This is a genomic window from Arthrobacter sp. S41 (assembly GCF_004320535.1).
Classification (GTDB): domain Bacteria; phylum Actinomycetota; class Actinomycetes; order Actinomycetales; family Micrococcaceae; genus Glutamicibacter.
This window is the reverse complement of the sequence record NZ_SIHY01000003.1, coordinates 193,516-219,719: the sequence shown is the minus strand read 5'-3', so window position 1 is coordinate 219,719 and position 26,204 is coordinate 193,516. Positions and strand designations below refer to the sequence as shown.

The 26,204-nt window shown below is 54.2% G+C and carries 25 protein-coding genes and 3 riboswitches; of the genes, 15 read left to right on the top strand and 10 right to left on the bottom strand.

The window, feature by feature from the left end; translation table 11 throughout:
- Window positions 1–55 precede the first annotated feature (55 nt).
- On the bottom strand, window positions 56–865 hold the full coding sequence (locus EYR88_RS15030) for an ABC transporter ATP-binding protein (RefSeq protein WP_131090574.1): 810 nt from the start codon (window positions 863–865) through the stop codon (window positions 56–58).
- A gap of 5 nt (window positions 866–870) precedes the next feature.
- A riboswitch (SAM riboswitch) is annotated at window positions 871–973 on the bottom strand.
- Between the two features lie 267 nt (window positions 974–1,240).
- Window positions 1,241–1,332, top strand: a riboswitch (SAM riboswitch).
- Window positions 1,333–1,347: 15 nt separating this feature from the next.
- Between EYR88_RS15030 and EYR88_RS15025 the strand changes: the two genes are divergently transcribed.
- Both EYR88_RS15025 and EYR88_RS15020 read left to right on the top strand, forming a co-directional pair.
- Window positions 1,348–2,688: an acyl-CoA dehydrogenase family protein gene (locus EYR88_RS15025; protein ID WP_131090573.1), complete on the top strand. Its 1,341-nt coding sequence runs from the start codon at window positions 1,348–1,350 to the stop codon at window positions 2,686–2,688.
- Between the two features lie 51 nt (window positions 2,689–2,739).
- Window positions 2,740–4,140 (top strand): LLM class flavin-dependent oxidoreductase, encoded by a 1,401-nt coding sequence (locus EYR88_RS15020; RefSeq protein ID WP_131090572.1) that lies wholly within the window; start codon window positions 2,740–2,742, stop codon window positions 4,138–4,140.
- An 84-nt stretch (window positions 4,141–4,224) separates the two neighbouring features.
- Here EYR88_RS15020 and ggt read toward each other — a convergent pair whose 3' ends face one another.
- Entirely contained in the window at window positions 4,225–6,048 is a 1,824-nt protein-coding gene (gene ggt, locus EYR88_RS15015; protein WP_131090571.1) for a gamma-glutamyltransferase, read from the bottom strand.
- Window positions 6,049–6,267: 219 nt separating this feature from the next.
- Window positions 6,268–7,131 carry an SDR family oxidoreductase gene (locus EYR88_RS15010; protein ID WP_131090570.1) on the bottom strand — a complete coding sequence of 288 codons (864 nt, stop codon included), beginning with the start codon at window positions 7,129–7,131 and terminating at the stop codon, window positions 6,268–6,270.
- 283 nt (window positions 7,132–7,414) lie between these two features.
- A riboswitch (SAM riboswitch) is annotated at window positions 7,415–7,504 on the top strand.
- A gap of 85 nt (window positions 7,505–7,589) precedes the next feature.
- Between EYR88_RS15010 and EYR88_RS15005 the strand changes: the two genes are divergently transcribed.
- The 8 genes from EYR88_RS15005 to EYR88_RS14970 all read left to right on the top strand — a co-directional run bounded on the left by EYR88_RS15005 (window position 7,590) and on the right by EYR88_RS14970 (window position 14,062).
- Window positions 7,590–8,399 (top strand): methionine ABC transporter ATP-binding protein, encoded by an 810-nt coding sequence (locus EYR88_RS15005; RefSeq protein ID WP_242632612.1) that lies wholly within the window; start codon window positions 7,590–7,592, stop codon window positions 8,397–8,399.
- Window positions 8,400–8,415: 16 nt separating this feature from the next.
- Window positions 8,416–9,132, top strand: a complete 717-nt coding sequence (locus EYR88_RS15000) for a methionine ABC transporter permease (protein ID WP_131090568.1) — start codon at window positions 8,416–8,418, stop codon at window positions 9,130–9,132.
- Between the two features lie 40 nt (window positions 9,133–9,172).
- Window positions 9,173–10,048 (top strand): MetQ/NlpA family ABC transporter substrate-binding protein, encoded by an 876-nt coding sequence (locus EYR88_RS14995; protein WP_131090567.1) that lies wholly within the window; start codon window positions 9,173–9,175, stop codon window positions 10,046–10,048.
- A gap of 91 nt (window positions 10,049–10,139) precedes the next feature.
- Entirely contained in the window at window positions 10,140–11,357 is a 1,218-nt protein-coding gene (locus EYR88_RS14990) for an acyl-CoA dehydrogenase family protein (RefSeq protein WP_131090566.1), read from the top strand.
- 2 nt (window positions 11,358–11,359) lie between these two features.
- Entirely contained in the window at window positions 11,360–12,778 is a 1,419-nt protein-coding gene (locus tag EYR88_RS14985) for an NtaA/DmoA family FMN-dependent monooxygenase (RefSeq protein WP_131090565.1), read from the top strand.
- Window positions 12,779–12,886: 108 nt separating this feature from the next.
- Window positions 12,887–13,303 (top strand): CoA-binding protein, encoded by a 417-nt coding sequence (locus EYR88_RS14980; protein WP_131090564.1) that lies wholly within the window; start codon window positions 12,887–12,889, stop codon window positions 13,301–13,303.
- An 11-nt stretch (window positions 13,304–13,314) separates the two neighbouring features.
- Window positions 13,315–13,734: an MmcQ/YjbR family DNA-binding protein gene (locus tag EYR88_RS14975; RefSeq protein ID WP_131090563.1), complete on the top strand. Its 420-nt coding sequence runs from the start codon at window positions 13,315–13,317 to the stop codon at window positions 13,732–13,734.
- Between the two features lie 4 nt (window positions 13,735–13,738).
- The gene (locus tag EYR88_RS14970; protein WP_131090562.1) at window positions 13,739–14,062 is read left to right on the top strand and encodes a putative quinol monooxygenase; all 324 of its coding nucleotides are present in this window, start codon (window positions 13,739–13,741) and stop codon (window positions 14,060–14,062) included.
- A gap of 73 nt (window positions 14,063–14,135) precedes the next feature.
- On the opposite strand, the gene EYR88_RS14965 is transcribed toward EYR88_RS14970, so the two are convergent.
- The 3 genes from EYR88_RS14965 to EYR88_RS14955 all read right to left on the bottom strand — a co-directional run bounded on the left by EYR88_RS14965 (window position 14,136) and on the right by EYR88_RS14955 (window position 17,751).
- Window positions 14,136–16,490, bottom strand: a complete 2,355-nt coding sequence (locus EYR88_RS14965; protein ID WP_131090561.1) for a 5'-nucleotidase C-terminal domain-containing protein — start codon at window positions 16,488–16,490, stop codon at window positions 14,136–14,138.
- Between the two features lie 174 nt (window positions 16,491–16,664).
- Window positions 16,665–16,874 carry a hypothetical protein gene (locus EYR88_RS14960; RefSeq protein ID WP_131090560.1) on the bottom strand — a complete coding sequence of 70 codons (210 nt, stop codon included), beginning with the start codon at window positions 16,872–16,874 and terminating at the stop codon, window positions 16,665–16,667.
- Window positions 16,875–17,043: 169 nt separating this feature from the next.
- Window positions 17,044–17,751 carry an HNH endonuclease family protein gene (locus tag EYR88_RS14955; RefSeq protein WP_131090559.1) on the bottom strand — a complete coding sequence of 236 codons (708 nt, stop codon included), beginning with the start codon at window positions 17,749–17,751 and terminating at the stop codon, window positions 17,044–17,046.
- 249 nt (window positions 17,752–18,000) lie between these two features.
- On the opposite strand from EYR88_RS14955, the gene EYR88_RS14950 reads away from it, so the two are divergent.
- Complete coding sequence (locus EYR88_RS14950) at window positions 18,001–18,366, top strand: hypothetical protein (RefSeq protein WP_131090558.1); 366 nt, start codon at window positions 18,001–18,003, stop codon at window positions 18,364–18,366.
- A 206-nt stretch (window positions 18,367–18,572) separates the two neighbouring features.
- Here EYR88_RS14950 and EYR88_RS14945 read toward each other — a convergent pair whose 3' ends face one another.
- Entirely contained in the window at window positions 18,573–19,775 is a 1,203-nt protein-coding gene (locus EYR88_RS14945; RefSeq protein WP_131090557.1) for a siderophore-interacting protein, read from the bottom strand.
- A gap of 211 nt (window positions 19,776–19,986) precedes the next feature.
- Here EYR88_RS14945 and EYR88_RS14940 point away from each other — a divergent pair, with 211 nt between their 5' ends.
- A complete protein-coding gene (locus EYR88_RS14940) occupies window positions 19,987–20,334 on the top strand; it encodes a zinc ribbon domain-containing protein YjdM (RefSeq protein WP_131090556.1) in 348 nt (115 codons plus the stop codon).
- A 163-nt stretch (window positions 20,335–20,497) separates the two neighbouring features.
- The gene (locus tag EYR88_RS14935; protein ID WP_242632611.1) at window positions 20,498–21,880 is read left to right on the top strand and encodes an FAD-dependent oxidoreductase; all 1,383 of its coding nucleotides are present in this window, start codon (window positions 20,498–20,500) and stop codon (window positions 21,878–21,880) included.
- Window positions 21,881–21,899: 19 nt separating this feature from the next.
- Here the strand turns inward: EYR88_RS14935 and EYR88_RS14930 are convergent, their stop codons facing one another.
- A complete protein-coding gene (locus EYR88_RS14930) occupies window positions 21,900–22,484 on the bottom strand; it encodes a CGNR zinc finger domain-containing protein (protein ID WP_131090555.1) in 585 nt (194 codons plus the stop codon).
- 81 nt (window positions 22,485–22,565) lie between these two features.
- On the opposite strand from EYR88_RS14930, the gene EYR88_RS14925 reads away from it, so the two are divergent.
- Both EYR88_RS14925 and EYR88_RS14920 read left to right on the top strand, forming a co-directional pair.
- The gene (locus EYR88_RS14925) at window positions 22,566–23,648 is read left to right on the top strand and encodes an LLM class flavin-dependent oxidoreductase (protein ID WP_131090554.1); all 1,083 of its coding nucleotides are present in this window, start codon (window positions 22,566–22,568) and stop codon (window positions 23,646–23,648) included.
- Between the two features lie 50 nt (window positions 23,649–23,698).
- Window positions 23,699–24,328, top strand: a complete 630-nt coding sequence (locus EYR88_RS14920; RefSeq protein ID WP_131090553.1) for a cysteine hydrolase family protein — start codon at window positions 23,699–23,701, stop codon at window positions 24,326–24,328.
- Window positions 24,329–24,379: 51 nt separating this feature from the next.
- Here EYR88_RS14920 and EYR88_RS14915 read toward each other — a convergent pair whose 3' ends face one another.
- Window positions 24,380–25,153 (bottom strand): NADPH-dependent F420 reductase, encoded by a 774-nt coding sequence (locus EYR88_RS14915; protein ID WP_131090552.1) that lies wholly within the window; start codon window positions 25,151–25,153, stop codon window positions 24,380–24,382.
- Complete coding sequence (locus EYR88_RS14910; protein WP_207306534.1) at window positions 25,071–26,114, bottom strand: LLM class flavin-dependent oxidoreductase; 1,044 nt, start codon at window positions 26,112–26,114, stop codon at window positions 25,071–25,073. The genes EYR88_RS14915 and EYR88_RS14910 overlap by 83 nt, the downstream gene beginning before the upstream one ends.
- Window positions 26,115–26,204: the final 90 nt, after the last annotated feature.

Below are 26,204 nucleotides of genomic sequence, written 5' to 3'. Positions count from 1 at the left end.
GTAAGCGACAGCTATGTCGCTGATGGAGTAGATCAGGGGGAATCGGTGTTAAACGTCAATGGTTAGTCGGGTCCACACCAAGAAGTCGAAGCAATCCTGCGCGGTGAGCGATGAACTGATCTTCGTTGTGTTTGCGAGGATGAGAAGCGCTCATTGAGAGTTCTTTAATGACGGTGGCCGCGGTATCTTGACCCTCACGTCCCAGGACGATGACTCGGTCAGCCAAGGTCAACGCCTCGTCCACGTCGTGGGTGACCATAAGAATTGTGGTGGGGAAGGAAGCATGGATGGAGAGCAATAGATCTTGCATTTTCAGCCGCGTCAAAGCGTCCAGTGCGCCGAAGGGTTCATCAAGTAGCAGCACTCCAGGGCGCCGTGCCAAGGCACGAGCCAGCGAGACGCGCTGAGCCATACCACCTGAAATTTCGCGCGGGCGAAGATCTGTCGCGTGGCTGAGCCCGGTCAGCTCGATTAATTCATCAATCAGTTCAGCACCGTCGGCCTTGCTGGTACCTGGCGCGAGGCCCAAAGCGATATTTTCTCGGACCGATCGCCACGGTAGTAGTCGTGGTTCCTGAAATGCGACCGCACATAGTTCGTTGATGCCATCTACGTTGCGTTTTCCGGTACGGATGGATCCGGTGGATGGTTGGTCCAACCCGGAGACCGCGCGAAGCAGTGTGGACTTGCCGCAGCCGCTAGCACCAAGGATCGCAACAACTTGGCCCGCGGGGATCTGCAAGTTGATATCGCTGAGGACCGCGCGGCTTTCACTTTTGGTGGTGAAGGTGCGCGAAACATTGCTGAATTCCACGTCTAAAGCGGTCGAGGTGTGCGCTTGAGGCAGTGCAAGGCTAAGAGCCATGATCATCTCCATCGGTCCTGGCGGTAGCACCGGCCTATGGAGTGTGTCATCCATAGGTGGTTGCTGCGGCGTCACTGAGCCAGATCTCTCGGCCGCTCGGGATGGTTACGTGTCCATTACAGGCTTTCGAACGATTTGAAAGCAAATCTTGCGTAACATGAAAAATCTTCGATAACTACGTCACATGCGCGGGTTATTTCGTTATTTATTTCATTAGAAGGCTGTTTAATCGATAGTTGGGGATTCTTGCCAAGTCATCTTCGATATGACGCGTCATTGACTGTGCAACGCAACTGTCAAGCCACCTGGTCTGAACAATGAAATGTGACTTCGTGGCTTGGAATGATTGCTTTGTTACGGCTACAAATGAATGACAACCCATCCAGAGCGGCTGAGAGATCTGGCTCGACGACGCCGCAGCAACCACCCGAATCGCGGGACGGTGCTACCGCCAGGACCGATGGAAAGAATTGAGGACTTCAATGTCATTTGGCGAGTCGCCGAACTCTTCCGGTTTGGACTTCAACCAGCTCAGCGATCCTTCGCAGGCTAGCGCCATGGGACTAGATGACTTCGAAGAGCAACTGCCTACCCGGCAACTACTCAAAGTCACACCCGGTCCGGGCGCGGATGAACAGTATGACCGTTTGGCTGAAATTTTCCGTCCGGTATTCGCGCAGATCGCGTCTACCGCAAGGGACCGCGATCGCAACCGCGTGCTTCCCTTTGAACAGGTGGGCCTGCTGAACCGCGACCGCTTTGGTGCGCTGCGCATTCCAGTTTCTGAGGGCGGCTACGGCGCACGTCTGGTTGACGTGTTCCGCCTGCTGATTGAACTTTCCGAGGCTGATTCCCATGTTGGCCAGCTCTGGCGAGCACACATCGCCTTTGTGGAGAGCATTCTGATTCTTGAAGATCAAGAGCTGCGCAACAAGTGGGTTACCCGTATTGCTGCCGGTCAGATTGTCGGCAATGCGTACACCGAACGTGGCGGCAACGCACTAGGTACGCTGAACACCAAGGTCACCGAGTCTGAGGGCCGCTGGCTAGTTGACGGTGAAAAGTATTACTGCACCGGCACCATCTTTGCCGACTGGACCGCAGTGGCAGTGGCCCATCCAGAAAAGGCTGGCCGGCAGATTGCCGTCGTTTCCACCCAACGCAGTGGCGTAAAAATCCTTGACGATTGGGATGGGTTTGGTCAGGGGCTGACCGGTACCGGCACCACCGAGTTCCATCAGGTGCCCGTGGACTGTTTTATCCCACAGGCAACTAACGACTCCGAAGCTGCGATCTACCAGCTGGTCCTCACCGCAGTGCAAGCAGGTATTGCCCGCGCCGCGCTGAACGATCTGCGCCAGTCGGTCCAGAACCGTACCCGCATCTTCACCACCGGCACCGGCGTTCCGGCCTACCGCGAACCACAGGTACTTCAGCTGGTCGGCGAAGTCTCAGCAGAGTCCTTCGCCGTCGACTCGGTAGTGATTGGCGCAGTACTAGAAGTTGAAGCAGCACTGGTAGACCCAGGACTGAACGACGAGGAACGCTACGCGGTCTGTGAACTATCGGCTAACCGCGCCCAGACCATCGTGCAACCGTTGGTGCTCGGAGCAACCAGCAAACTCTTTGACGGTTTAGGGGCCTCATCAACCAGCATTGTGTGCAACCTAGATCGGCACTGGCGTAACGCACGAACCATCGCCACCCACAACCCGGCCATGTACAAGGCGCGCATCGTGGGGGACTACGAAATCAATGCGGTTCAGCCTCAACGTCTCTTGGTCACCGGCGAAGACAGCAACAACCAAAACTACGGCGCCTAAGCGCCTAATTTCTAATTTCACCAATACAGATTCACGGCAAGGAGAACACCTATGAGCACGAAGCGCGAAATTCTCTTCAACGCATTCGACATGAACTGCGTGGTGCACCAGTCGCCAGGTCTGTGGCGTCACCCAGATGACAAAGCCTCAACGTACAACACCATCGGCTACTGGACCCACCTAGCGAAGGTGCTAGAAAAGGGTAAGTTCGACGGCCTGTTTATTGCCGACGTACTAGGTACCTACGATGTCTTTAACGGCACCAACGAATCCCCACTGCGCTCGGGCGCACAGGCACCGGTTAATGACCCGATGATGCTGGTCTCGGCCATGGCTGCAGTAACTGAAAACTTGGGCTTCGGCGTCACCGCCGGAACCGCCTATGAGCACCCATATGCTTTTGCCCGTCGTCTGGCTACCTTGGATCACCTCACCGATGGTCGTGTGGGTTGGAACGTGGTCACCGGTTACTTGCCTTCGGCCGCCCGCAATATGGGCCAAGAAGACCAGATGGAACACGACGAGCGTTATGACCACGCCGACGAATACCTCGAAGTGGTCTACAAGTTGCTTGAAGGCTCGTGGGAAGATGACGCGGTTCAGAACAACAAGGAAACCGGGATCTACACGGACCCGGAAAAGGTGCACAATATTGAGCACGAGGGCAAGTACTTTAAGGTGCCCGGTATTGCTATCACTGAGCCGTCCACCCAGCGCACCCCGGTGATCTACCAGGCCGGCGCTTCTTCACGTGGCATCAAGTTCGCCTCACAGAACGCTGAAGCAGTATTTGTTACCAGCCCTACCCGCGAAATCCTCAAGGCTACGGTCACCAAGATTCGTGACGCTGTTGAGGCTGCTGGCCGCGACCGTTACGATGTGAAGATTTTCGCCATGCAGACCATCATCACCGATGAGACCTCTGAAAAGGCTCAGGCCAAGTACGAAGACTACAAGTCCTACGCGGACGTCGAAGGTGCACAGGTACTGATCTCCGGTTGGATGGGTGTTGACCTCTCCGAGTTGGATCCCGATGAGCCACTGGGTTCCAACGTGAAGTCCAACGCCATCCAGTCCTCGGTGGAGACCTTCCAGAAGGCCAGCGGCGATGACGGCAACCCATGGACCATCCGTCAGCTTGCTGAATGGGTTGGTGTTGGCGGCTTCGGTCCAATCACCGTTGGCTCGGGCCCAGAGGTTGCAGACAAACTCATTGATTGGGTGGACTACACCGACGTTGATGGTTTTAACCTCGCCTACGCCGTGACCCCGGCAACCTTCGAAGATGTTGTTGAGTACGTAGTTCCTGAGCTACAGGCTCGTGGTGCCTACAAGAGTGAGTACGCCGACGGTTCGCTGCGCAACAAGCTCTTCGGTACCGGGGACCGCGTGAAGGAAACTCACCGCGCTGCAAAGTACAAGATCAGCAATCGCTTGGCTGCCAAGAGCTAAAGTTCCTAAGGCCTAGCTAGCTACAAAGCGTGGAGGCGTTGTTCACTCAAGTGAACAACGCCTCCACGCTTTTGCGTTAGAAACTTACTTGGTTGGGTCAAGCACCAGGGCAGAACCTCCGCCACGGCGCACTGGTTCGGCTGCCGCCGTCAGCGTTCCGTCAGCATTGATTTCTACGGCTTCCACCGCACCAATTTCTGCCTGCGGGGTGAAGGAATCTCCGGCAGGAGTGAGCTTATGACCGAAGGCTTCCATCGCTGAACCGTATTTGGAGATGAACTCAGGTTCCGCGGTGACCGCGGCAGTATTGCGTTGCGAAGCACGAGGTGCAGCAATCGCCTCACTGATGCTCATGCCCAGATCGTAGCGGTTGAGCAGGGTCTGCAACACCGTGGTGATGATGGTGGAACCACCAGGGGAACCGATGGCCATAACTGGCTTGCCGTCTTGCAAAACAATCGTTGGCGCCATCGAAGAGCGCGGACGCTTACCTGGTTCAAGACGGTTTGGATCTTGCGGATCATAAACGGTGGAGAAGTCGGTGAGCTCATTGTTCAGCAAGAACCCACGGCCTGGAACTACCATGCCCGAACCACCGGTCTGTTCAATGGTCAGCGTGTACGCGACCGCATTACCCCAACGGTCAACCACCGACAGGTGGGTGGTGGAGATGTTCTCGGTGTCTTGCTCCTTAGCTGGCTCAGCAGTACTTGCTGGGCACTGACCATCAAAGTTTGCGACATCACCCGGAGCCACCGGCTTAGTGGCGGCCTTAGCTGGATCGATTTCGCACGCACGGTCGGCACCAAAGAGCTTACTGGTCAAGGTTTGGGTGGGAACATCGACAAAGGCAGGATCTCCCACATACTTACCACGGTCAGCGTAAGCCAACGCGGTGGCCTCAAAGTAGTGGTGCAACGCGTCGGCTGGTTCCATTGATGCAAGGTTAAAATTGCTCAGAATATTCAGTGATTCACCAATGGTGGTTCCACCGCTAGAGGATGGGGCCATGCCATAAACATCTAGTCCACGGTATTTCACCGTGGTGGGCTCCTGCTCCGCGACCTTGAAGTTGGCAAGATCTTCGGTGCTCACGTAGCCAGCGGGTACTGGCAGTTTGGTATCTTCCACCTTGGGTGGAGCCTGCACGGTCTGGGAAATCTCTGAAGCAAGATCACCTTGGTAGAAAGCTTTTGGACCCTTGGCTGCCAACAGCCGGTACGTGTCGGCCAGCTCTGGATTCTTGAAAATGGTGCCTACCTTTGGGGCATCACCCTCAGGCAAGAAGAGATCGCTGGTTGAGCTGAAAGCAGCAAAGCGTTCCTTGTTATCTTGAGTTTGTTCATGGAAGGTCTTGTCCACCACAAAGCCTCGCGAGGCGACCTGAGTTGCCGGTTTGAGAACCTGCTTGAGGCTTTGTGAACCCCAGTTATCTAGCGCCCGTTGCCAGGTGGCCACGGTGCCAGGAACGCCTACTGCTACACCGCTGGTGACCAGTTCGGGGGTGAAGTTATAGGGCTTTGAGGTAGCCGGATCGATGAAGGCATCATGCGGTATTGCTGCCGGCGCGGTTTCACGCCCATCGATGGTGCTGACCTTGCCCGTGGACGCGTCGTAGTACATGAAGTAGCCGCCGCCGCCAATGCCAGCGCTGTAGGGTTCGGTGACACCAAGGGCTGCAGCGGTAGCCACCGCGGCATCAACAGCGTTGCCACCCTTACGCAATACTTCGAGTCCTGCTGCCGAAGCTTCTGGATCCACGGAAGCTACTGCGCCTCCGGTACCGGTAGCAGTCGGGGTCTTTTCTGTGTGCCTTGGGTCAGCGCTCGCCGGGAGGACTGTGAAAGCTCCTAGTCCCAAAGAAAGAATCGTTGCGCCAGCCAAAGCGCGCAAACTTGATCGTTGCATACTCTGATCTCCTGAAAGAGGTGGGGATGAAGTATGCGTCAATTTACGGGAAGTGCTCGAAGCGCTAGGGGTGTGACACGAGCCATCTTTTTAGAAGCGTTGTAATTCCGCGCAAGTGATCACAATATTTATAGTTATGACGTTAGAACTGTGGGCAGTGATCCCCGACTAGTCAGTCGAGGATCACTGCCCACTTCAGCGTTGGTGCAGCTGGTTAGTTTACTGAGCCAGAGCTTCCTTGATGGTCTTACCCAACGATGCGGTTGGACGGCCAATGAGCTGGGAAAGATCTGCCGAGTTCACTTCCAGGGCACCGTCACGAACCTGCACGTCGGTATCAACCAGGATGTCTGCAAACTGTGCTGGCACGCCGGATTCGGTGTAGATCGCAACGAGCTTCTCTGGTTCAACTTCCTGGTAATTGACCTCTTGGCCGGCGGCGGCGCCCACGGCACCGGCCAGCTGACTCAGGGTGAAGGCCTTGTCGCCACCAAGTTCGTAGATCTTGCCGGACTCATTTTCTTCGGAGAGCAATACCGCTGCGGCTGCTTCTGCGTAGTCGGCACGTGGGGCGGCGCTGATCCTGCCGTTACCTGCGGCGCCGAGAACTACGCCGCTGTTGAGGTAGCCCAGGAGCTGATCGGTGTAGTTTTCGGTGTACCAACCGTTGCGTAGCAAGACGTATTCAATGCCGGAGCCCGCCAGTAACTGTTCGGTAGCCACATGCTCTTGCGCCAGTTTCATGTTGCCGGTCAGGGCATTGGCAATAGAGGTATAAGCAATCAGCGATACGTTCACGCGCTGGGCAGCGTTGATGACGTTCTCATGCTGGGTGATGCGCTGGCCAACTTCGCTACCTGAAATCAGAAGCAACTTGTCTACGCCTTCGAGAGCTGACACCAGGCTTGCCTCGACGTTGTAGTCAGCGGCGCGGGTCTCCAGACCCTTGCCCGCCAGAGGAGCGAGTTTTTCTTCAGAACGTCCAAGGGCAACCAGTTGTGCAGGATCTGCACCGCGCTCTAATAGTGCGTTGATAACCAGTTGGCCCAGCTGTCCGGTGGCTCCTGCAATTGCAATCTTCATGTTGTCCTCTCGTTGGTCTGCAAACTAATACAACCACGTCCCTCGCGGTTCAATTCCCGACGGTCAGTCGTGCGCATGAAACCAAAAGGGGAATCAATACGTCAAGGGTCGTCGTCTTGATTCGAAACCTTTGAGGAAAGTGAAGAATTGCTACGCAGACCAAAGCAATTTTTTGACGTTGTGAGTAAGTTTTGGTGACTTCATGACTTCCGTTTACGTAATTATTGTTCGGTCATGGCCATGGAAGACAGACTTAAATCGTTCGGACCGTACAACCGAACACACACCATCCAGAGCGACTGAGAGATCTGGCTCAACGACGTCGCAGCAACCACCCGTAAGGGAGCGGTGCTACAGCCAGGACCGATGGAGTACTTTCACTTCGCGACGGGAAAGTCTGTTTAAAGACAGGATTTCCTCGTGAAGAACGCTCCGTATAACCAAGCAGTAAAGGAGCGATGATGATTCGTCTTGAGAACGTAACAACAACATTTGGCAATGGCCAGGATCAATTCACGGCAGTTAAAGACGTGACCCTGAACATTGAAGCCGGAAGCATTCACGGGATCATCGGCTTCTCCGGTGCTGGCAAGTCAACGCTGTTGCGCAACATCAACTTACTTCAGCGCCCAACCTCCGGTCAGGTTTTTGTCGATGACGTGGAACTTACCGGACTCAGCGATGGCGATTTGCGTAAGCAACGACATGAAATCGGAATGATTTTTCAGCACTTCAATCTGCTGAACAATCGCACCGCGTTGCAGAACGTGGAACTGAATCTGAAGTTTGCTGGTGTAGCAAAAAACGAGCGTCGCGAACGCGCCTTGGAAGCTTTGGCCATTGTTGATTTGGCTGACAAGGCCAGCGCATACCCAGGACAGCTTTCAGGCGGTCAGAAGCAACGCATCTCCATTGCACGAGCGTTGGTGACCGAGCCAAAAGTCCTCTTGTGCGATGAACCGACCAGTGCAGTGGATCCGCGAACCACGACCTCGGTGCTGCAGTACCTCAGCGACATCAACGCCAGCCTCGGAATCACCACAGTTATTGTCACGCACGAAATGAACGTTATTAAGGCCATCGCAGACCGCGTCTCGGTGATGGAAGACGGTTCAGTAGTTGAAGAGTTCGCCCTGAATGAGTTGCAAGAGCCTGGCTTTGAACCCACGACGCCTATCGGACGCTATCTGATCAGCGATGAAATTACGTTGAACCGCAGCCCAAAACCCGTTTCATCCTCATCAGCTGCCCACGTAGCGCGCGTATAAAGAACCTGGATTACCAATGAACTTATCTTCACTAGTGCTGGGCACGAGCAACGGCAGTGCAGCAGCTTTTAACTTTGACCGAATTGTTGAACTGGCCCCGGAAATTTGGGTGGCCATGGCACAAACTTTCGCCATGCTTCTGGTCGCCATTCCAATTGCAATTTTGCTCGGAACGCCACTGGGGATCTGGCTGTTCTCCATGTCGCCTAATGGTCTGCGTCCCCGTCCGCGGTTGCACCAGATTGTTGACGGAATAGTGAACACCATCCGTTCCTTCCCATTCCTTATTTTGCTGATTGCCATCATCCCGTTCACCCGGTTTGTGGTGGGAACGACCATTGGAACTGCTGCCGTCATTGTTCCGCTGACGATTAACGCGATTCCTTATTTTGCACGTTTTGTGGAACAGAACATCAGCCAGCTTGGCAATGGAGTTGTTGAAGCTGCGCAGGCCATGGGTGCTACCCGCGGACAGATCATTCGCGAAGTATTACTTGTCGAGGCAAGACCTGCACTGCTCTCATCTATCACCATCATGACGGTCAGTTTCATCTCGTACTCAGCGATGGCCGGTCTGGTAGGTGGCGGAGGTATTGGCGATTTTGCTATCCGCTACGGCTACTACCGTTACGAAACCGGCGTCATGCTCCTAGCGATCATTCTGATGATCTTGCTGGTGCACGCAGTTCAGTTTGTTGGTACTCGGCTCTCGCGTGCAGCAGACAAACGCTAAACACTTCTTCTCAACTCGCACTTTATCTAAGGAAAACATCATGGCAGTATCTCGTCGTACTTTCTTGACCTTCGCCGCTGGCTCGGCAGCACTCTTAGGACTAACCTCATGTGGTCTGGTCGGAGGCGGAGAAGCTTCCGGAACTGGGGACAAGACCATCAAGATCATTGTCACCGAATCGGCTCCGTCGCAGGAGCCCACCAAGATCGCTCAGAAGCTACTGGCTGAGAAGGGTTGGAAGCTGGATGCCACGTATGTCACCGATATCGTGCAGCCAAACCACGTGGTATCTAACGGTGAGTATGATGCGAACTTCTTCCAGCACGGTGCCTACCTTGAGCAGTTCAAGAAGGACCAGAACGTGGATGTGGATCCAGCCTTCTACATGTACAGTTCACCAGCCGGCGTGTACTCGAAAAAGTACGATTCCATCAAGGAACTGCCTAACGGTGCCACCATCGCATTGCCTGTAGATACCGCTAATAATGGTCGCGCATTGGCCCTGCTTGATAAGGCAGGGGTATTGAAGGTCACGCCAAACAAGAGCGTGATTCGCCTGTCGCAGAATGACATTTTGGAGAACCCAAAGAACTTCAAGTTTGTTGAAGTTGATCAGCAGTCATTGTCCAAGACTCTGCCGGACGTTGACGCCGGATTCCTCTTTGCTCGCCTCGGCGCCGAGATTGGTCTGAACCCAGACGACGCGTTGCTCTTTGAAAAGGAAGAAGAAGCACTTCCATACATCAACATCATTGGTGCCAAACCTGGATTCATGGATACCGAGAAGGGCAAAGTCCTTGAAGAGGCTTATCACTCAGATGAGGTCAAGCAGTGGTACGCAGATTACCTTGACGGCGCTCTAGGCACCCCATGGGCCCGCGACCTGGAAGCAGATTTCGCCACCTGGAATAAGTAGGCCTTGGCCCCACGACGATAGTTGATCCGCGTCGTGGGGCCACTACTTTTTGATACTGAACTTAGATACCGATGTCCTGCAGGGAGAAGCAATGACGACAATCGCCGCGGCAACAACAGAGAGCCACTACCAGGAACTGCTCAAGCGTTTCAGTGAAGTTTTCGCACGAATAGCTGAGGGAAGCCGAGAACGCGAACAAAACCGTGTTCTGCCATTTGAGCAGGTGCAGTGGCTCAAGGACGCAGGATTTACCACGTTGCGCGTACCTGAAAGTCACGGTGGCACACCAGTCAGTCACGAGCACCTCTTCCGTTTGCTGATTGAACTTGCCACGGCAGATTCCAATGTGGCTCATTTGTTGCGCAGCCATTTCGCCTTTGTAGAGACCATCGCATTGCAACCCGAGAAGTTTCAGGACCGTTGGTTCCCACGGGTGCTGGATGGTCAGATCTTTGGCAACGCTGCAACTGAACGTGGCGGCAACGCATTAGGCACCACGAATACCAAGCTCGTGAAGAACGCTGATGGCTGGGTCTTGCGCGGTGAAAAGTACTACACCACCGGATCGATTTTTGCTGATTGGGTTGTGGTCATGACCAGTACGCAAGGTGTTGAAGGGCGTCAGTACGCCATCGTTGACCGGAACGCTGACGGGGTGGAAATCCTGGATGATTGGGATGGGTTTGGCCAGCCATTGACCGGTACCGGTACTGCCATATTCACTGATGTTCCGGTTCAGGCCGAGAACATTATTCAGCGTAAAATCGCATCTACTCTGGAACCTGCGTTCTTCCAACTGTGTCTACTGTCGGTACTTGTAGGCATCGGTAAGGCCGCCCGCAATGAGGCAGCACAGATCGTAGCTACGCGTACCCGCACCTTTAACACCGGTTCGGGTTCTTTGTTCAAGGATGATCCGCAGATTCAAGAGTTGGTTGGACGCTTGGCGGCGAATGTTTTTGCTGCTGAATGCATAGTCACCACAGCAGCCCGCGAATTAGACGCGGCCCTAGATCCGCAGCTGGCTTTGGATTCTGATGCTGCGTACCTGCGTGCAGAGTTGGCAGTTCAACAAGCTCACGTAACCACACCAAAGCTGATTTTGGATGCCACCAGCGAACTCTTTGATGTCACCGGCGCGTCAGCGGTATCGACCTCTAAATCGTTAGATCGTTTCTGGCGCAATGCACGCACAGTTGCGACCCACAACCCGGTAGCCTTCAAGGCTCGCTCTGTGGGCGACTATTTCATCAACGGCACTGTGCCAAATGGCCTGAACTCTATCGGCGAAGCAAAAGCAGGGAAGTAATCATGGGAACTTTTGAATCACGTCCACGTTTGCTGCTCTCAGCATTCCTAATGAATACCTCAAGCCACATTCTTGGTGGCATGTGGCGTCACCCAGAAGCGCAGCAGCACCGTTTTAATGAACTGAATTTGTGGGTGGATTTGGCAAAGAAGCTGGAAGACGCCAAATTTGATGCGTTGTTCTTTGCCGATGTTGTGGGCCTTTATGGAGATCATGAGGGTGGTTGGGCATCCCACGTACGCAAGGGCCTACAGGTTCCTAGCCATGATCCGCTGGTACTGCTCTCTGCCTTGGCAACAAGCACCAAGGATATTGGTTTGGCCATGACCAGTTCTGTCATTCAGAGTCACCCTTTCCAATTTGCCCGACAGATTTCAACCCTTGACCACCTCTCGCAGGGCCGCGTTGCGTGGAATATCGTGACCAGCGTTCTAGAAAATGCACACCGCAACTTTGGTGGCAAGGACCTCGTAGCTCACGATGACCGCTACGGGTGGGCTGAAGAGTATGTGGAAGCTGCCTACAAGCTGTGGGAGGGGTCTTGGGAAGAGGACGCGTTGCTGGCCGACAAGGTCAACGGAATCTATGCTGATCCGTCCAAGGTCAACAAGATCAATCACCGTGGGGACTACTACCAAATTGATGGCCCACATCTTGCTTTGCCCAGCGCACAACGCACGCCGTTCCTCTTCCAAGCTGGATCATCAGCGCGCGGTTCGCAGTTCGCAGCAACGCACGCAGAAGCAACCTTCCTCTTCGCACCGCACGCAGAATATGTTGCAAAGAAAAACGCTCAGCTAACTGAAAATCTCGTTGCTGCAGGACGCCAGCGAGAAGACATCAAAGTCTTCGCAGGGTTGTCCTTTGTTGTTGGATCCACCGAGGCTGAAGCCAAAGCCTTGGAAGCCGAATACGACGAGTACTTGGATCTAGATGCGATTGTCGCGCACATTGGTGGCGGTCTGGGAGTAGATCTAGGCGGGTTGGATCTGGACACCCCATTGGGAGACATTCAGACCCAGGGTGCCCAAGGCGTACTTGAAGCGATCAAAGCTTCTGTCCCGGGCGGCAATCCTACGCTGAAGGACTTGGCCCATTACCGGGCCAAGGCGCAGCAAATCGTGGGTACCCCAGAAAGTATCGCTGATGAGCTTGAACGCTGGCAGGATGCAGGAATTGACGGCTTGAATATCATGAACCATGTGCTGCCTGGCTCCTACGACAACTTCATTGAAGGACTTATCCCTGAGTTGCGCCGACGAGGTCTGGCACAAAGCGAATATGAGCAGGGTAGCCTGCGACAAAAAATCTTTGGACGAGGAGACTACCTGCCACAGAACCATCCTGCGGCGCAGTATCGGGGAGCATTTTCCTCGCTGAGCGCAGCAGATACCGAGGCAGACGTCCAACTGCAGAAGTAGAAGGATCACGTCAGTGAGGTCAGCAGTCTCAGGTCAAGGATCGCTGCTGACCAACTGAGGATTATCAAACTATGCAGTGTCGCAGGTGGAGCGAGTAATGTGGCGCGTATGCACAATAGTCACGTAAATGATCCCGCGGTGATTCGTCGGATCTTGAGTACCCCGGGCAGGTGGGCAGTAGTTGGACTCACCAACAATCCCACCCGAGTAGCTCCGTCCATTGCACGATTCCTGCGTGATGAACTGTCTATGCAAATCATCCCGGTTTCACTAGATGCTCAGGATGTGATGGGGGAGCAAGGGTATTCAAAGCTTGCCGACATTCCAGGACCTGTTGATGTTGTTGACTGCTTTGTAAACTCGTCAAAAGTTGGCGATATCGTCGACCAGGCAATTGAGATCGGGGCCAAAGCTATTTGGATGCAGCTAGGTGTCATTGATCAAGACGCTGCCCAACGTGCCAAGCGTGCTGGGCTCGATGTTGTCATGAATACCTGCCCCAAAATTGAGTACCCGTTTCAGTAGTCGAGGCGAGAATGACAAACGATAAAAGCCAAGAAGTACTCGAACAAGCATGGGCGAAGCTGTGTTTGAGCCTGCCTTGTTCCTTCGCTGATTATCCTTTCGGTCCCGAATACACCGTCTTTAAAGTTTCGGGGCGGGACACGAGCAAGGCAAAAATGTTCGCGATGGTGATAAGCCTGCAAGGTGAGCCAGCGTTGAACCTCAAATGCGAGCCAGCGTTGTCAGATCAGCAACGCAGCGAGCACCCGGAAATCACGCCTGGCTACCATATGAACAAAAAGCATTGGAATACCGTCAGATCTGGTTTAGACCTTGAACTGATGCGAGAACTCATTGAAGATAGCTATGATCTTGTGGTCGAGGGCATGTCGGTGAGGGATAAAGAATACATTCGTTTGCAAGACACCATTAGCCACGGAGCCCTATACTAGAGGCATGTACTTCATCGTTGTTAAATATCAGGTAAAGCCAGAAAACACCGAGAACTTCATGGATCACGTTGCAGAGTTCACCAAGGCCACCCGCGCCGAAGAAGGTAACCTCTGGTTCGATTGGTCCGTGAGCGTGGAGGATCCCAACGAGTTCGTTCTTGTTGAAGCCTTCCGTGATGACGAGGCAGCTTCTGCCCACGTAAATTCCGCACACTTCGCAGCTGGCATCGAGTCCATGCGTCCGCTGCTAGTTTCTACTCCAAAGATCATCTCGCGCAAGGTTGAAGGCGACGATTGGGATTCCATGGGCGAATTGGTCATCGACTAATTTCCCAAACAGTGAAGGGACGTAACCACGAGATAATTCGTGGCTACGTCCCTTCGTTCATGTCCGGCTGTTTCTAGCGTCCGGCCTTGTTGCCGAAGCGGCGGATCAGTAGCAAGATGATGCCTGCCAAGACAATGACTCCTGCAACGATGCCAATCCAGCCAGCGGTGAAACCGGTATCGGCCAAATCCTCGGTGTCCTGCTGCTGAGAATCATCCGAGGAGTTATCCTTCGAATCGTCCTCTGACGGGGAAGATGAGTCGCTGGTTGGCGCTGAGCTATTAGTCGGCTCCGGAGAATCAGAGTCATCCTCAGATGGTGAGGATGGATCATCTGAAGAATCAGATTCGGAAGGTTCCGGTGTTTCAGTTACATCTTCGGACGGCGAAGGCGTAGCTGACGGCGAAGCCGACGGGGTCGGCTGTACTGGCGCTGCAACGACCGAGAAGTCAGTTGTAATGTCTTCATGCTGTACCTGCGAAACAATCAGCTGGTAGTCGCCAGGGGCTACAGAGCTTTCGACTGGAAGCTGGAACTTGGTGGTTCCGGATGCATCCGCAGCCGGGATGCCAGCAACCTCAACGGCGCCATCAAAAGCAGAAGCCGAGATTTGCGCGTTTTCTTCCAAACCGGTGACCGTCACCGTAACGTTTTCACCAGCGGTTGCTTCAGTTGGCGCAAGCGCAACCTTGGCCCAGTCGGTGCCAGCCAATGCTGCACGGCCTAGTGGAGATGGCGAGACTACATCGTGAGCCTTGAAGAAGTTCACGGTGGCATCAAGGTCAACCTGACCAGAATCAGAATGGTTGGTGCCCTCAGCGAAGGCCAAGAAGTTATCGCCACCGCCAGCCAAGAAAGCATTGGCGGCTACGCGGAAGGTCTCCGACTCATCCAGCGGCTTGCCGTTAAAGGTGATCTTCTTGATGTGTTTGCCTGCTGGGGCATCCTCAACGTAGGTGTAAGCCAGACCTTCAGAAATACCCAGCTGCAGCTTGTTACGTTCAGAGCCCTCAGGCTGCCACTGCTGTTCTAAGGCTTCACGGATCTGAGCTCCCGTGAGGTTAAAAGTCACAAGGGTATTAGCGAAAGGCTGGACCTCTGCGGCGCCCTGATAGGTGACGGTTCCGTCCTTGCCATACAGCAGATCAGCACGAAGACCGCCGGCGTTCATAAAGGCAATCTGAGCTGGCTTGCCAGCGAAGTCTTCATTGGAAGTGGCCCAGAGGTGAATATCTGCCACGGTGTTGCCTAAGGTAGATTCAACGCCGCGGTCTGAGCCTGGGGTCTGCCCACCACGCAAGATATCTTCCGAAATTGCGCCGACCTTCTTGCTGCCAACAACTTCAGCTTGGTCTTCGGCGTCCTTCACAATCTTCGCCACAGCTGGATCCGCCGCGTAGTTTGCCGTCCAGTTTCCCTCGGAATCTTCAGTGGCCAGCGGAAGACGTTCGCTGCTGGACTTCAAAACCTCACCGGTAGCAGGATCAACATCGAGGCTGACCTTGCCCAGAGTGGAACCGTACTGGTGCGATTGAATCACTGGGCGCTCGCCGGAAGGGCCAGCAATAGAGCAGTCATAGGAGTTGTGAGTGTGCCCGGAGAAGATCGCATCGATCTTGCCACTGGCTTTGCGCAGCAGATCTCCGTACGCAGTGTCTTCGGCAGCGATGCTTGGGCATTCGGCATTGGCTGAACCGTTGTGGGTTAACAACACAATCACGTCGGCTTCGCCGTTGGCGTCGTCGCCGTCGCTGAGCTGGGTAGCAACACGGTTGGCTGCCTCAAGTTCGCTTCCGATGCTCAAGCTTGAGATGCCGCTAGGTGAAACCAAGGACGGAATGTCTTCTGTTGCTGTGCCGATGAAGCCAACGGATAGCCCGCCCACTTCACGGATTGCGTACTCTTTCAGAGCTGGAGTTTTGGTGCCGGCCTTGTAGACGTTGGCGCCTAGCGCGAAGTCCGCACCTGGCTTTCCCGTTGCTTTGGCGAACCTGTCAACTACCCGTCCTTTGAGGTCCTCGTAGCCCTTATCGAACTCGTGGTTACCAACTACCGATACGTCCAGGCCAGCTGCACCCAATGCGTCGATTGTAGGAGCATCCTGCTGGGATGCGGAGGCGAAGGTCGAAGCTCCAATATTGTCACCAGCGGAGAGGAAAAGTGTGTTTACGTTTTCGCTTCGAAGCTGGGTAACTGCTCCGGACAAAACAGCCGCGCCGGCGGAATCCCTATCGGCTGCAATCCGGCCGTGGAAGTCGTTGATTCCCACAAGGTCCAGGGTCACCGAATCTGCTGCTGCGGTTGAGGCTGAGCTTTTGGTTGGCTCCTCGGTGGAAGCTGCCTGCGCAAGAGCGGTGCCGGTAGCTACGAGCGAAAGTGTTGCCAATGATGCGAGACTGAGTTTTCTCATCTGCTTGAATGCAGACATAGATGCTCCTAAAGAGTGACGAGTGTGACTACTTACATATCTATCCCATCTATATGAACCTGTCGATGCCTCGGTGTTAAATTGCCGTGAAGGACTACGACTTCTGGCGATTAAATAGTCAAAGCAATACACCAGCGGTGGGCTGACGTATTGCTTCGAAATGAATTTGGGGCTCTAGCGGCGACGTTTTTTTCGTGGTTCCGGGGACGTGACCGCAGAAGAACCCAAGATAATTCCCAACAGCAGCATCGCTGCAGCAATGAAGAATATTGTTGAAAGCACCCAGCAACCCATGGCTGCATCGCGATGGGAAGTATTCAAGGCAAACGCAAAAAGGCAGACGCTTGCTAGCAGCAGAAGGGCAGCTGACAACTTAGTCTTCATTGTTCGCCTTAGCAGCAGAGAATTTTACTGGCAGTCACAAAACATAATGACCATTAGCTTGATAAACACCATGATGCCACAAATCCATCAGGTTGACTATAGGTCTTAAGGAGGATATTTCTCCGCATAGCCAAGTTCTGTGTCTGCACAATGGGTCGATAGCCATTAATTACACGCAGGATTTTAGAATGCGCTCAATGGTGTCGTGTTCTGCCTTTGTCATCCACGCGCCGTACTTGGCTTTGACCTGTGTCTGGCGTGAGACGTATTCGCAGCGGAAGCTTTTGTTGGGCGGGAGCCAGGAAGCTGCGTCCTTGTCGCTCTTGGATCCGTTGGTCGGTCCGTCCGAAGCCATGAGGTTTAGCGGATCGTTGGCAAATTCGAAGCGTGCTTTTTCACTCCAGCGCTGTGCACCCTTTTGCCAGGCATCGGATAGGGGAACAACGTGATCAATCTGAACTGCAGTGCTGGTGTTCTGACCGCGAACAAACTTGATAGTTGTATTGGTATACGGATCGTGAAAGATTCCGCTGAGCACTACGCAAGGCCTTGACGCTGATTTGTACTTCACGTTTTCCAGATCGCGGGTCAGAATGTCATTGCGGGCATCACATCCGTTGTGATCCGGATCTTTCCAACCATTACTGAATTTTTCTCGCTCGTACCCGGTCTTTGGCGCACGGCCCTTAATGTCAATGTTCGCCAACAGATCCAGGGAGCCAGCGTAGCCGGCACGTTGCTTGGCAGAATCTTGTGAAGGGGCCGCCTGAGCATCCGGCGTTGTGTAAAGATCGATGGAATCCAAGGTTGAGCAACCGCTCATGACCATAGATGAAGCGATGAGGGCAAAAGCAATGGTGCGGCGCAGCAAACGCATGCGGTGGTACGGCTCCTAGGGCGACGACGAAAAGTAGGGGAGAGCCCCCCTAGAAAACTATATGGATCGCAGCGGACCATTTAGACGGCTGCGCGACGTGTTTCAGTGTGAGATCTATGGGAAATTTGTGGTGAAGTATCCGTTGACTGCGAATTACTTGCTCTCTACGTGCGCCAATATCCGTTGTTTAACTGGGCGTCGTGGCATAGGGTCAAAGAAAGTTTTGCAGTGTGGTGACTCGGAGAATATATGAAGCGGATTGTGCCAGTGGCTGTTGTGCTTGTTTGTGCTCTCACCTCGTGCACCACTCCGGTCTCGAAGCTGAAACCTTCGCAAGAACCGACCGTGTCCGTTGTTGAAGAGACCACGCAAGAACAATCGTCCGGTCTTGACCCGTCGTGGTTTCCGCCAATGGCCAATTTTGGCCACACGATTCTAGTGGGCAATGGTTTGCTGAATATCGAAAATGATCAGGGTGGCGAATTCATGGCAGTCAACGGTAACCACTCGGTGGCGTCATCGGTAAACACATTTCGGTTTAGCGACGAGGGTGAAGCGCTGCCGGAGACTTTGATCTATCGAGTTCAATTCGGGACAAAAAATCTTCTCAGGTGAGCCTGCCAAGGCACCGGAGCGGTTCAACTTCAAGTGCGGGTGGGTCAGGAAATGATCGCTGAAGATACCGCGCAATGCGCAATCCCGGCCGATGAGCTTAGCATGGAATTTGATGTCCCGGCCGGCCCTGAAGTAACGATCATAGAACAACCTAGCCCGGAGACGCGCGGATTCTACGAGATAGCATTTTACGACTAAATCGGTCCTCAGAATAGCTGGGTCGAGTGCCTCGGGAGATTGACTCCTAGCCTGCCTTCGCGAAGGGTCCAGTATGAAGAGATATGCGTTGCTCGTTTATCTAGATTCCAGTACTTGGTGATGTGGTTAATGGCCTTGACCGTTGAACGCTCGGCGTGAGCGATTACCCCGATTGGTGCCGTTGGTAACGGCAAAGTGCGTAGCGCTTCGGCGATAACGTGACTGCGCCCGGCTGGATCTTGATTCCGCGGAAGCCAGCTTAAAACAACCCCTTCGGGATGTTTCACGTCAAACATTGAAGTTGCCTCGGCAACTTCGAGCAGTGCCACCCCTTGTGCCTGTGCCGGTAGGGCTTCTAGAACTTTGGCAATCGCAGGCAACCCCGCTTCATCGGCAGCAAGCACATAGTATTGAGCATCCAGCGAAGGGGAGGACTTGCTGCGAGCTGGAGAAATAACTAATGGTTCTCCCGGCTTTGCATGTGCTGCCCAATGCCCAACCGTCCCCGGATCTCCATGAACTACAAAATCTATGGAGAGCTCGTTGAGCGCGGTGTCGACCCAACGGATCGTATAAGACTTTGAGCGGGGTACCTGTTCGCGCGGCAGTCGGTGACGCAAGGCATGGATGTCATAGGGCGGTACTAAGCCAAGTTCAGGGTCGGCTACATAGACCTTGACGTATTGGTCTAACGCCGAGTTGGAACGAAAGCCAGCTAAGTCTGGGGCGGCAGCAATGATGCGAACCATATTGGCAGAGAGCTGTTCTATCCGCGTGATGGTCAGGACATGTTGCTCAACTTTTTTGCGAGGTGCCTGGAAGTTTCCGAGCGACGGGGAGTACTGGGCCAGAGGTTCTTCATAGTTCTTTGGAGAAACTTGAGTAGCAACAGTTTCAGGATCAGCGGACAGCTGTGGCTCAGCGTTTGAACGGAAAGAACTTCGAAGCGTTTTGTCGATCACCTTACGGGCGGCGAGCAGCGCAGCTGCTGATCCGGCGCGCTGAGCTGCTGCCAGCAACTCTTCGGTCTCTTGTTCGTTGAGGATCTCGTTGTTGTTACCAATGCTGCGGTAGAGCTCTTCTTTTGCCACCGCATATCCAGCCTTGGCCCCAGCTTTTTCGGCGATGGCCAATACTTCTAAGGTCAGTCGCTCACCTGCGGGGATCGCGCTTGAAACGTGGTGCCCGCGATGCTTGTAGTGTTTAGACATTGGTGCGCTGCCCCCTCAAAGTGCTGTCGCAGTATTTGGCTCCTATGGCTGAGTATGAGCGCGGTTGATGAAACAAAACAAGTGGTCTTATAACAGCCTGCCCGCTTTGGGCCACCTTGGTGAATGGGAGATTCTAGGGCCGAAGTTGGCAACGGTATTCGATATTCGATTCATTCGACAATGGGAGTTCTGAGTAACTAAAATTAGCCCCATGTCTGATTCTTTGCCTCCGTGCCCAAAGTGCTCCAGCGAGTACACCTACGAACTTGATGCGTTGCTGGTTTGCCCTGAATGCGCACATGAATGGAACGCTGAAACCGAGGAATCGGAACCAACCGAGACCGTCATTAAGGACGCAGTGGGCAACGTTCTGCAGGATGGTGACACTGTCAGCATTACCAAGACCATGAAGGTCAAGGGCGCCCAGAGTGCACTGAAAGCCGGCACTAAGGTCCGCAACATTCGCCTAGAGCCAGGCTCCGGCGATCACGATATCGCCGCAAAGGTGGACGGCTTCGGCCACATGGAACTCAAGTCTTCCATCGTGAAGAAGATCTAATACTTCACCACGGTGATACTGGCGGTCAGCTTTCCTTCGAGGAAGCTGGCCGCCTCAGTTTTTAACCTGACAAAAATTGTGGGAATTTAATGGCGATTGACTCTAACGCCAATTTAGCGCAAGACTCTAGCTAGAAGGCAAAGGCACCAGCAAAGGGTTTATTGTGAGCGCAGAAAACACGGCAGGCATGCTCGACACCATCGTTATTGGCTGGGGCAAAGGTGGCAAAACGCTGGCTGGCACGCTAGCTCGCTCGGGTGAACGAGTGGCGATGGTTGAACAGTCGGCCCAAATGTATGGCGGAACATGCATCAACATTGGGTGTGTGCCCACCAAGATCTTGATTCATGAAGCCGAGCAAGCCCACGGTTCTGATTTTGATCCGCAACGCTTTGAAGCCGCGGTGCAACGCCGAGACAAGCTGACCTCGATGATGCGCGCCAAGAACTTCTCGATGCTTGATGATCTTGAGTCGGTCTTGGTCCTCACCGGGCACGCCACCTTCAGTGGACCTCGAACCATAAAGGTCAGTACCGAAACTGAAGAGCTGGAATTGAGTGCGCGGCGGATCATCATCAACACCGGTTCGGTTCCTGCCCAACCAAAAATTGAGGGAGTCGAAATTCGTGGCCGCGTCCATGACTCCACGACGTTACAGCATGCGGAGATGCCAAAGTCCCTGATTGTTGTGGGTGGCGGTTATGTCGGCATTGAATTTGCGTCAATGTTTGCGCAGTTTGGCGCTAAAGTTACCGTCTTGGATCGTGGTGAGCGTGCGCTGTCCAAAGAAGATCAGGACATCGCCAGCGAGGTTCAGTCATCATTAGTTGATGCTGGAGTTTCTATCATCAGCTCTGCTCAAGTCACTAAGATTAGCCAGGATCATTCCAGCGCAACGGTCAGTTTTGAACTCGACGGGCAAGCGCAGCAACTTGAAGCTGACGCAGTATTAATTGCCTTAGGCCGAACCCCAAACACCAGTCATCTGGGTCTTGAAGCTGCCGGAGTAAAAGTCGGTGAGCGAGGGGAAATCGTCGTAGATAAATTCTTGGCCACGAGCGCCGAGGGAATTTATGCTCTGGGTGACGTGAACGGTGGCCCGCAATTCACCTATGTATCACTGGATGATCATCGAGTTCTGGCCAATCACCTCTTAGGTGATGGTTCGCGTAGCACCGAAGATCGCGTGGCTGTTCCCTATACCATCTTCACTACGCCACCATTGTCGAGGGTTGGGCTAAGCGAAGCTGCAGCTATCGAGCAGGGCTTAGAGGTCAAGATTGCGGTGAAGAAAGTCGCAGAGATTGCCGCCATGCCACGGCCAAAAATAGTCGGTGACCCGCGAGGCGTGATCAAGTTTGTCGTTGATGCGCACACCGACCAGATTCTTGGTGCAGCGCTCATGCACGTTGATTCCCAAGAAGTGATCAACCTTGTGGCTTTAGCCATGCGCCAGAAAATGACCGCCAGCTCGCTACGCGATCAGATTTTTACTCACCCATCATCCACTGAGGCCTTGAACGAGGTCCTTGGCCAGCTCTCGTAATCTCGAACGAGTAGCGGGCTTAGTTTTGCCGTTCTTTCTTCCGCGCGTAGGCTCGCGCAGCGCGGACCCGGTCGCCACAGCGTGTTGAACACCAGTGCCGGCGGCCGTGGGTGCGCAGTAAATATCTGGTGCAAGGCTCTGATTCGCATTGGGCTAACTGAGTGGCCTCGTCGCTACTCAACAGGGAAGCCGCATCTTCGGCCAGTGTGGCTAACGCATGTTCAGTTAGCTGCGTGGCGGGGTGTTCCAGCGCGCGGAAAAATCCCTTACCGCCCTCTTGCTTCAGCAAAGGCGTATTTGGTGCTGCCAACAAGGCCGCGTTGATTCCTTGCAGCGCCACTTCATCAATTGGTGTACCCGAAGTGCTTGCCGAAAAAGCCTGGCGCACGTACTGGCGCAAGGTGACGAGCCGGTTCTGGCAATACTCCTGAAGCTGCGCATCTTCAGGTACGAGTTCTCTGTCAATCAGCCAGTCAGTGGTGGATTCTGGTGAGGCCAGCGCGTCGAATGTTTTGTTACCGGGTAGCTGGATTTCACTGTTGACCAGATCGATGCTGCTGTGTTGCTGCGCACCGGGGCTCGGGGGAAGTGGCATCTGAGTCATACTCTCATGGTATCAGTCTTGTTTTAACGTGATTTCCTGTTAGGGTGAGTATCACGGTAAAAGTCAAAATAAACATGAGAAATGAGATTTGCTTTGCAACCAGCGCCACGATTTGGCTCTGCGCCTTTCGCTCTGTCTGTACACACTGGTGGCGGACCAGGCGTCGGGCAAACAGCTCAAGATGGATTGAGTGACACCATCGATCTTGCCAAGGCAGCGGATCAACTGGGCTTCCACCGATTCTGGACGTCGGAACATCATGCAATGCCCGCACTATCCGTGGCCTCGCCCCCGCTGATGATGGCCAGGCTCACCGCCGATACCCGCCAAATCAGGCTCGGTGCCGGTGGAATCATGCTGCCAAATCATGCACCGTTGATTGTTGCTGAACAGATTGGAATGCTTGAAGCGCTGGCGCCAGGGCGGATAGACCTTGGGGTGGGGCGAGCGCCCGGTACCGATGGCGCAACAGCAGCAGCGCTTCGTCGGGGAACTGGAAGCGCGCAATCATTTGATGAGCAGCTAGCCGAACTTATTGGATTCTTGGCCGACGACTTTCCGCAGAATCACCCATACAGCACCGTGCACGCCGTTCCTGGGCCATGGCAAAACCAGCAGAACCAAGTGCCGGCAGCGCAGCATCAAACCCCGCTGTGGATCTTGGGTTCTTCGCCTTATTCGGCGCAATTAGCGGCGCGTCTGGGCCGGCCATATGCGTTTGCCCTGCAATTTGGTGAGGCTGATATTGAAACTGCGCTGCGTATCTACAGAGATAACTTTGTTCCATCAGCGCAGTTGGAGCACCCCTACGTCCTGGTCAGTCTTAGTGCCATTGCCTCCGAAGATATCGAATTTGCCGGGGCACAGGCAGCATCCGGGGCCATGGCTATGCTGCGGATGTTTAAGGGCGAATCCTATAAATTGCTGAGCCCTCAAGAGGTGGCCGACTACTCGGCGACACTCAACGAACGAGCCATCATTCAGATGTACACCAACCGTACCTTCGCAGGAACAGCGCAACAGGTTGCGTGGCGGCTCGAAGAATTGCAAGAGCGAACTGGCGCCGATGAGCTGATGTTAGTGACTGGTTCTCACGTGCGGAACGCCGCGCTAGGTACCGTGCAACTGATGGCAGAGCACTACAAGCCCGCCAGCAAGTCTTGAAAAACGGCACCAACCGGTGCCACCGTTATACCGAATCAAAGGAGAACATCATGTCCACACCACGTCGTGCACTAGTCGTCATTGACGCTCAGCAAGAATATTTTGAAGGCCTGCTCAAGATCCAATACCCTGAGCGTGAGAAGTCCGTAGCAGCCATTGCGCAGCTAATGGACGCTGCACAACAAGCCGATACCCCTGTTGTTGTAGTCCAGCACCAGGGTCCTGCAGGGTCACCGGTTTTCGCTCCTGAATCTTCAACCTTCGCCCTTCAGCCACAGATTCATGACCGGCTTGAGTCGGCAGCTCTGCGCATCACTAAGAACTTCGCCAGTATCTTTGAAGGCACCGGACTTGAAGTTTGGTTGCGCGAGCGAGAGATCGACACATTGACCCTTGTTGGCTACATGACCAACAACTGCGTGATCGGTTCGGCCGCTGCCGCCGAACCACTGGGATTCGCGGTCGAGGTGCTCTCCGATGCCACCGGCGCTATTGATATCGTCAACTCCGCTGGTTCAATCCCCGCCAAGCAAGTTCACGAAACCTTGATGGCTGTTTTGAACTCCAATTGGGCTGCCGTGGCACCGAGCGCCGAATGGGTCAGCGCGATTGAATCCGGCAGTGCATTAGCCGGGGATAACCTTATTGAATCAGCAGCCCGAGGGCGCACCGAACAGTAGTCACCACTGGCTCTAATAAAGCCAGTGAGGGCCCTGCGTAGTTTGATTTAGTTAGGCGGAGGTCGCCAACTGAGCCGATCCAATGAGATCGGCCAGTTGCGCCTCTGGCCGGTTGGCGCCAAACGCTGGCTGCCCCGGTTGCAATCGTTGACCTTCACTCAGCGAGCCGATGCGCAGTGGATCAAATCCAAACTCGTCCACAATTCGTGCAACAATTTCCAGATCTGCTTCAAGATCGCCGGCCACTGCGATGGCCTTGCGCCCAGCGACGCCAGCTGCACGAGATTCCTCTTCAATCTCGTGATAACCCATGTGGTTGAAGGCTTTCACTACACGGGCGCCGGGCAAGAACTCTTGAATCAGTTCGCTGGTGGAAACTTCTGGTCCGTTCAGGTCTTCACGGATACCGTCGGTTTCCCACCAGTAGTTCATGGCATCGATAACCAGTTTTCCGGCCACCTGCTGTACCGGAATGCTTTGGTACTTTCCCAGCGGCAGAGCCAAGATCACAATGCCGGCGTCTTTAGCCGCGGTATGCGCATCAACGGCTACTGCACCTGGCGTGAGGATTTGAATGGTGAGTGCGATGGCGCTGGGGTCACCGGAACCTGCAATGAGCACTTTGTAGCCGGCCTTGAGGGCTAGCCGAGCCAGTGCGGTGCCAATCTTTCCTGCACCTAGAATGCCGATAGTTTGCTGTTCCATGTTCGTGCCTTCCTGCAAAGTCGGTGATGCTAAGTGATTATGCTTGGGCAAGCATTTCGCGGACCATTGGGATGACCTTGCTTCCGTACAGTGCCACAGCGTGAAGTCGAGCGCCTGCATCCACGGCTCCGCCGGAGTAGATCAAATCAAAGCGTCCGATATCAAGGGACTTCACCGTGTTGGCGATCTTGCGGGCAACGGTTTCAGGCGATCCGATGTACAACGAGCCTTCGATTGCTTCATGCTCAAATTCTTCGCGGCTCATTGGGCTCCAGCCTCGGCTGGCGCCGATCCGGTCGCGCTGTTCCTTGTAGGCGTCAAACATTGCTTCGCGGGCCAGTTCATCGGTATCAGCTACGAAGCCCGGGGAATGTAGACCAACCGGAGTCGATTGGTGGCCGAACTGCTCATTGGCGCGGCGGTACAGGTCGATATAAGGTGCGAAGCGTTCCGGTGAGCCGCCGATAACTGCGAGCATCATTCGGAAACCGTAGTGCGCCGTGCGGATCACGGACTGTGGGGAACCCCCGACGCCTACCCAGGTGCGCAGTCGGCCGGATTCAGTTTTTGGGAAGACGTCCATGTCGGCTAGTGAAGGACGCTTGGTGCCTTGCCAGGTAACAGGCCTCTCGTCGAGCAGCTTGTGGAAGAGGTCGATTTTCTCATCAAAGAGGATTTCATAGTCGGCCATATCGTGCCCAAAGAGTGGGAAAGACTCAGTGAATGAGCCGCGCCCCAGCATGACCTCAGCGCGTCCGTTGGATAGCGCATCTACGGTGGAGAAACGTTGGAAAACGCGCACCGGATCATCAGAGGATAGGACGGTAACGCCGGAGGAGAGGCGAATACTTTCCGTTGCGGTGGCAATGCCAGCCAGTACGGTTTCCGGGCTGGAAATAGCGTACTCAGGTCGGTGGTGCTCACCAACAGCGATGACGTCAACGCCTGCCTGATCAGCAACCATGGCTTCTTGGACGGTGGCACGAATGGCTTGCGCTTGAGTTAGTAGCTGGCCATTGGCTCCGCTAGGTACATCACCAAAGGTGTCGATGCCGAATTCGATATTTTCGATGCTGTCCATGACCCGCTCCTCGTACCACGAATTAAGTTGATGCATCAATCATGACTCAATATTGTTGACGTGTCAACTATATAAATAATGTACTGCGGA

Excerpts from the sequence above, each read along its gene's own strand:
- EYR88_RS15030 (WP_131090574.1), bottom strand. The coding sequence starts at position 865 with ATGGCTCTTAGCCTTGCACTGCCTCAAGCGCACACCTCGACCGCTTTA.
- EYR88_RS15025 (WP_131090573.1), top strand. The coding sequence starts at position 1,348 with ATGTCATTTGGCGAGTCGCCGAACTCTTCCGGTTTGGACTTCAACCAG.
- EYR88_RS15020 (WP_131090572.1), top strand. The coding sequence starts at position 2,740 with ATGAGCACGAAGCGCGAAATTCTCTTCAACGCATTCGACATGAACTGC.
- ggt (WP_131090571.1), bottom strand. The coding sequence starts at position 6,048 with ATGCAACGATCAAGTTTGCGCGCTTTGGCTGGCGCAACGATTCTTTCT.
- EYR88_RS15010 (WP_131090570.1), bottom strand. The coding sequence starts at position 7,131 with ATGAAGATTGCAATTGCAGGAGCCACCGGACAGCTGGGCCAACTGGTT.
- EYR88_RS15005 (WP_242632612.1), top strand. The coding sequence starts at position 7,590 with ATGATGATTCGTCTTGAGAACGTAACAACAACATTTGGCAATGGCCAG.
- EYR88_RS15000 (WP_131090568.1), top strand. The coding sequence starts at position 8,416 with ATGAACTTATCTTCACTAGTGCTGGGCACGAGCAACGGCAGTGCAGCA.
- EYR88_RS14995 (WP_131090567.1), top strand. The coding sequence starts at position 9,173 with ATGGCAGTATCTCGTCGTACTTTCTTGACCTTCGCCGCTGGCTCGGCA.
- EYR88_RS14990 (WP_131090566.1), top strand. The coding sequence starts at position 10,140 with ATGACGACAATCGCCGCGGCAACAACAGAGAGCCACTACCAGGAACTG.
- EYR88_RS14985 (WP_131090565.1), top strand. The coding sequence starts at position 11,360 with ATGGGAACTTTTGAATCACGTCCACGTTTGCTGCTCTCAGCATTCCTA.
- EYR88_RS14980 (WP_131090564.1), top strand. The coding sequence starts at position 12,887 with ATGCACAATAGTCACGTAAATGATCCCGCGGTGATTCGTCGGATCTTG.
- EYR88_RS14975 (WP_131090563.1), top strand. The coding sequence starts at position 13,315 with ATGACAAACGATAAAAGCCAAGAAGTACTCGAACAAGCATGGGCGAAG.
- EYR88_RS14970 (WP_131090562.1), top strand. The coding sequence starts at position 13,739 with ATGTACTTCATCGTTGTTAAATATCAGGTAAAGCCAGAAAACACCGAG.
- EYR88_RS14965 (WP_131090561.1), bottom strand. The coding sequence starts at position 16,490 with ATGTCTGCATTCAAGCAGATGAGAAAACTCAGTCTCGCATCATTGGCA.
- EYR88_RS14960 (WP_131090560.1), bottom strand. The coding sequence starts at position 16,874 with ATGAAGACTAAGTTGTCAGCTGCCCTTCTGCTGCTAGCAAGCGTCTGC.
- EYR88_RS14955 (WP_131090559.1), bottom strand. The coding sequence starts at position 17,751 with ATGCGTTTGCTGCGCCGCACCATTGCTTTTGCCCTCATCGCTTCATCT.
- EYR88_RS14950 (WP_131090558.1), top strand. The coding sequence starts at position 18,001 with ATGAAGCGGATTGTGCCAGTGGCTGTTGTGCTTGTTTGTGCTCTCACC.
- EYR88_RS14945 (WP_131090557.1), bottom strand. The coding sequence starts at position 19,775 with ATGTCTAAACACTACAAGCATCGCGGGCACCACGTTTCAAGCGCGATC.
- EYR88_RS14940 (WP_131090556.1), top strand. The coding sequence starts at position 19,987 with ATGTCTGATTCTTTGCCTCCGTGCCCAAAGTGCTCCAGCGAGTACACC.
- EYR88_RS14930 (WP_131090555.1), bottom strand. The coding sequence starts at position 22,484 with ATGACTCAGATGCCACTTCCCCCGAGCCCCGGTGCGCAGCAACACAGC.
- EYR88_RS14925 (WP_131090554.1), top strand. The coding sequence starts at position 22,566 with ATGAGATTTGCTTTGCAACCAGCGCCACGATTTGGCTCTGCGCCTTTC.
- EYR88_RS14920 (WP_131090553.1), top strand. The coding sequence starts at position 23,699 with ATGTCCACACCACGTCGTGCACTAGTCGTCATTGACGCTCAGCAAGAA.
- EYR88_RS14915 (WP_131090552.1), bottom strand. The coding sequence starts at position 25,153 with ATGCAGGCGCTCGACTTCACGCTGTGGCACTGTACGGAAGCAAGGTCA.
- EYR88_RS14910 (WP_207306534.1), bottom strand. The coding sequence starts at position 26,114 with ATGGACAGCATCGAAAATATCGAATTCGGCATCGACACCTTTGGTGAT.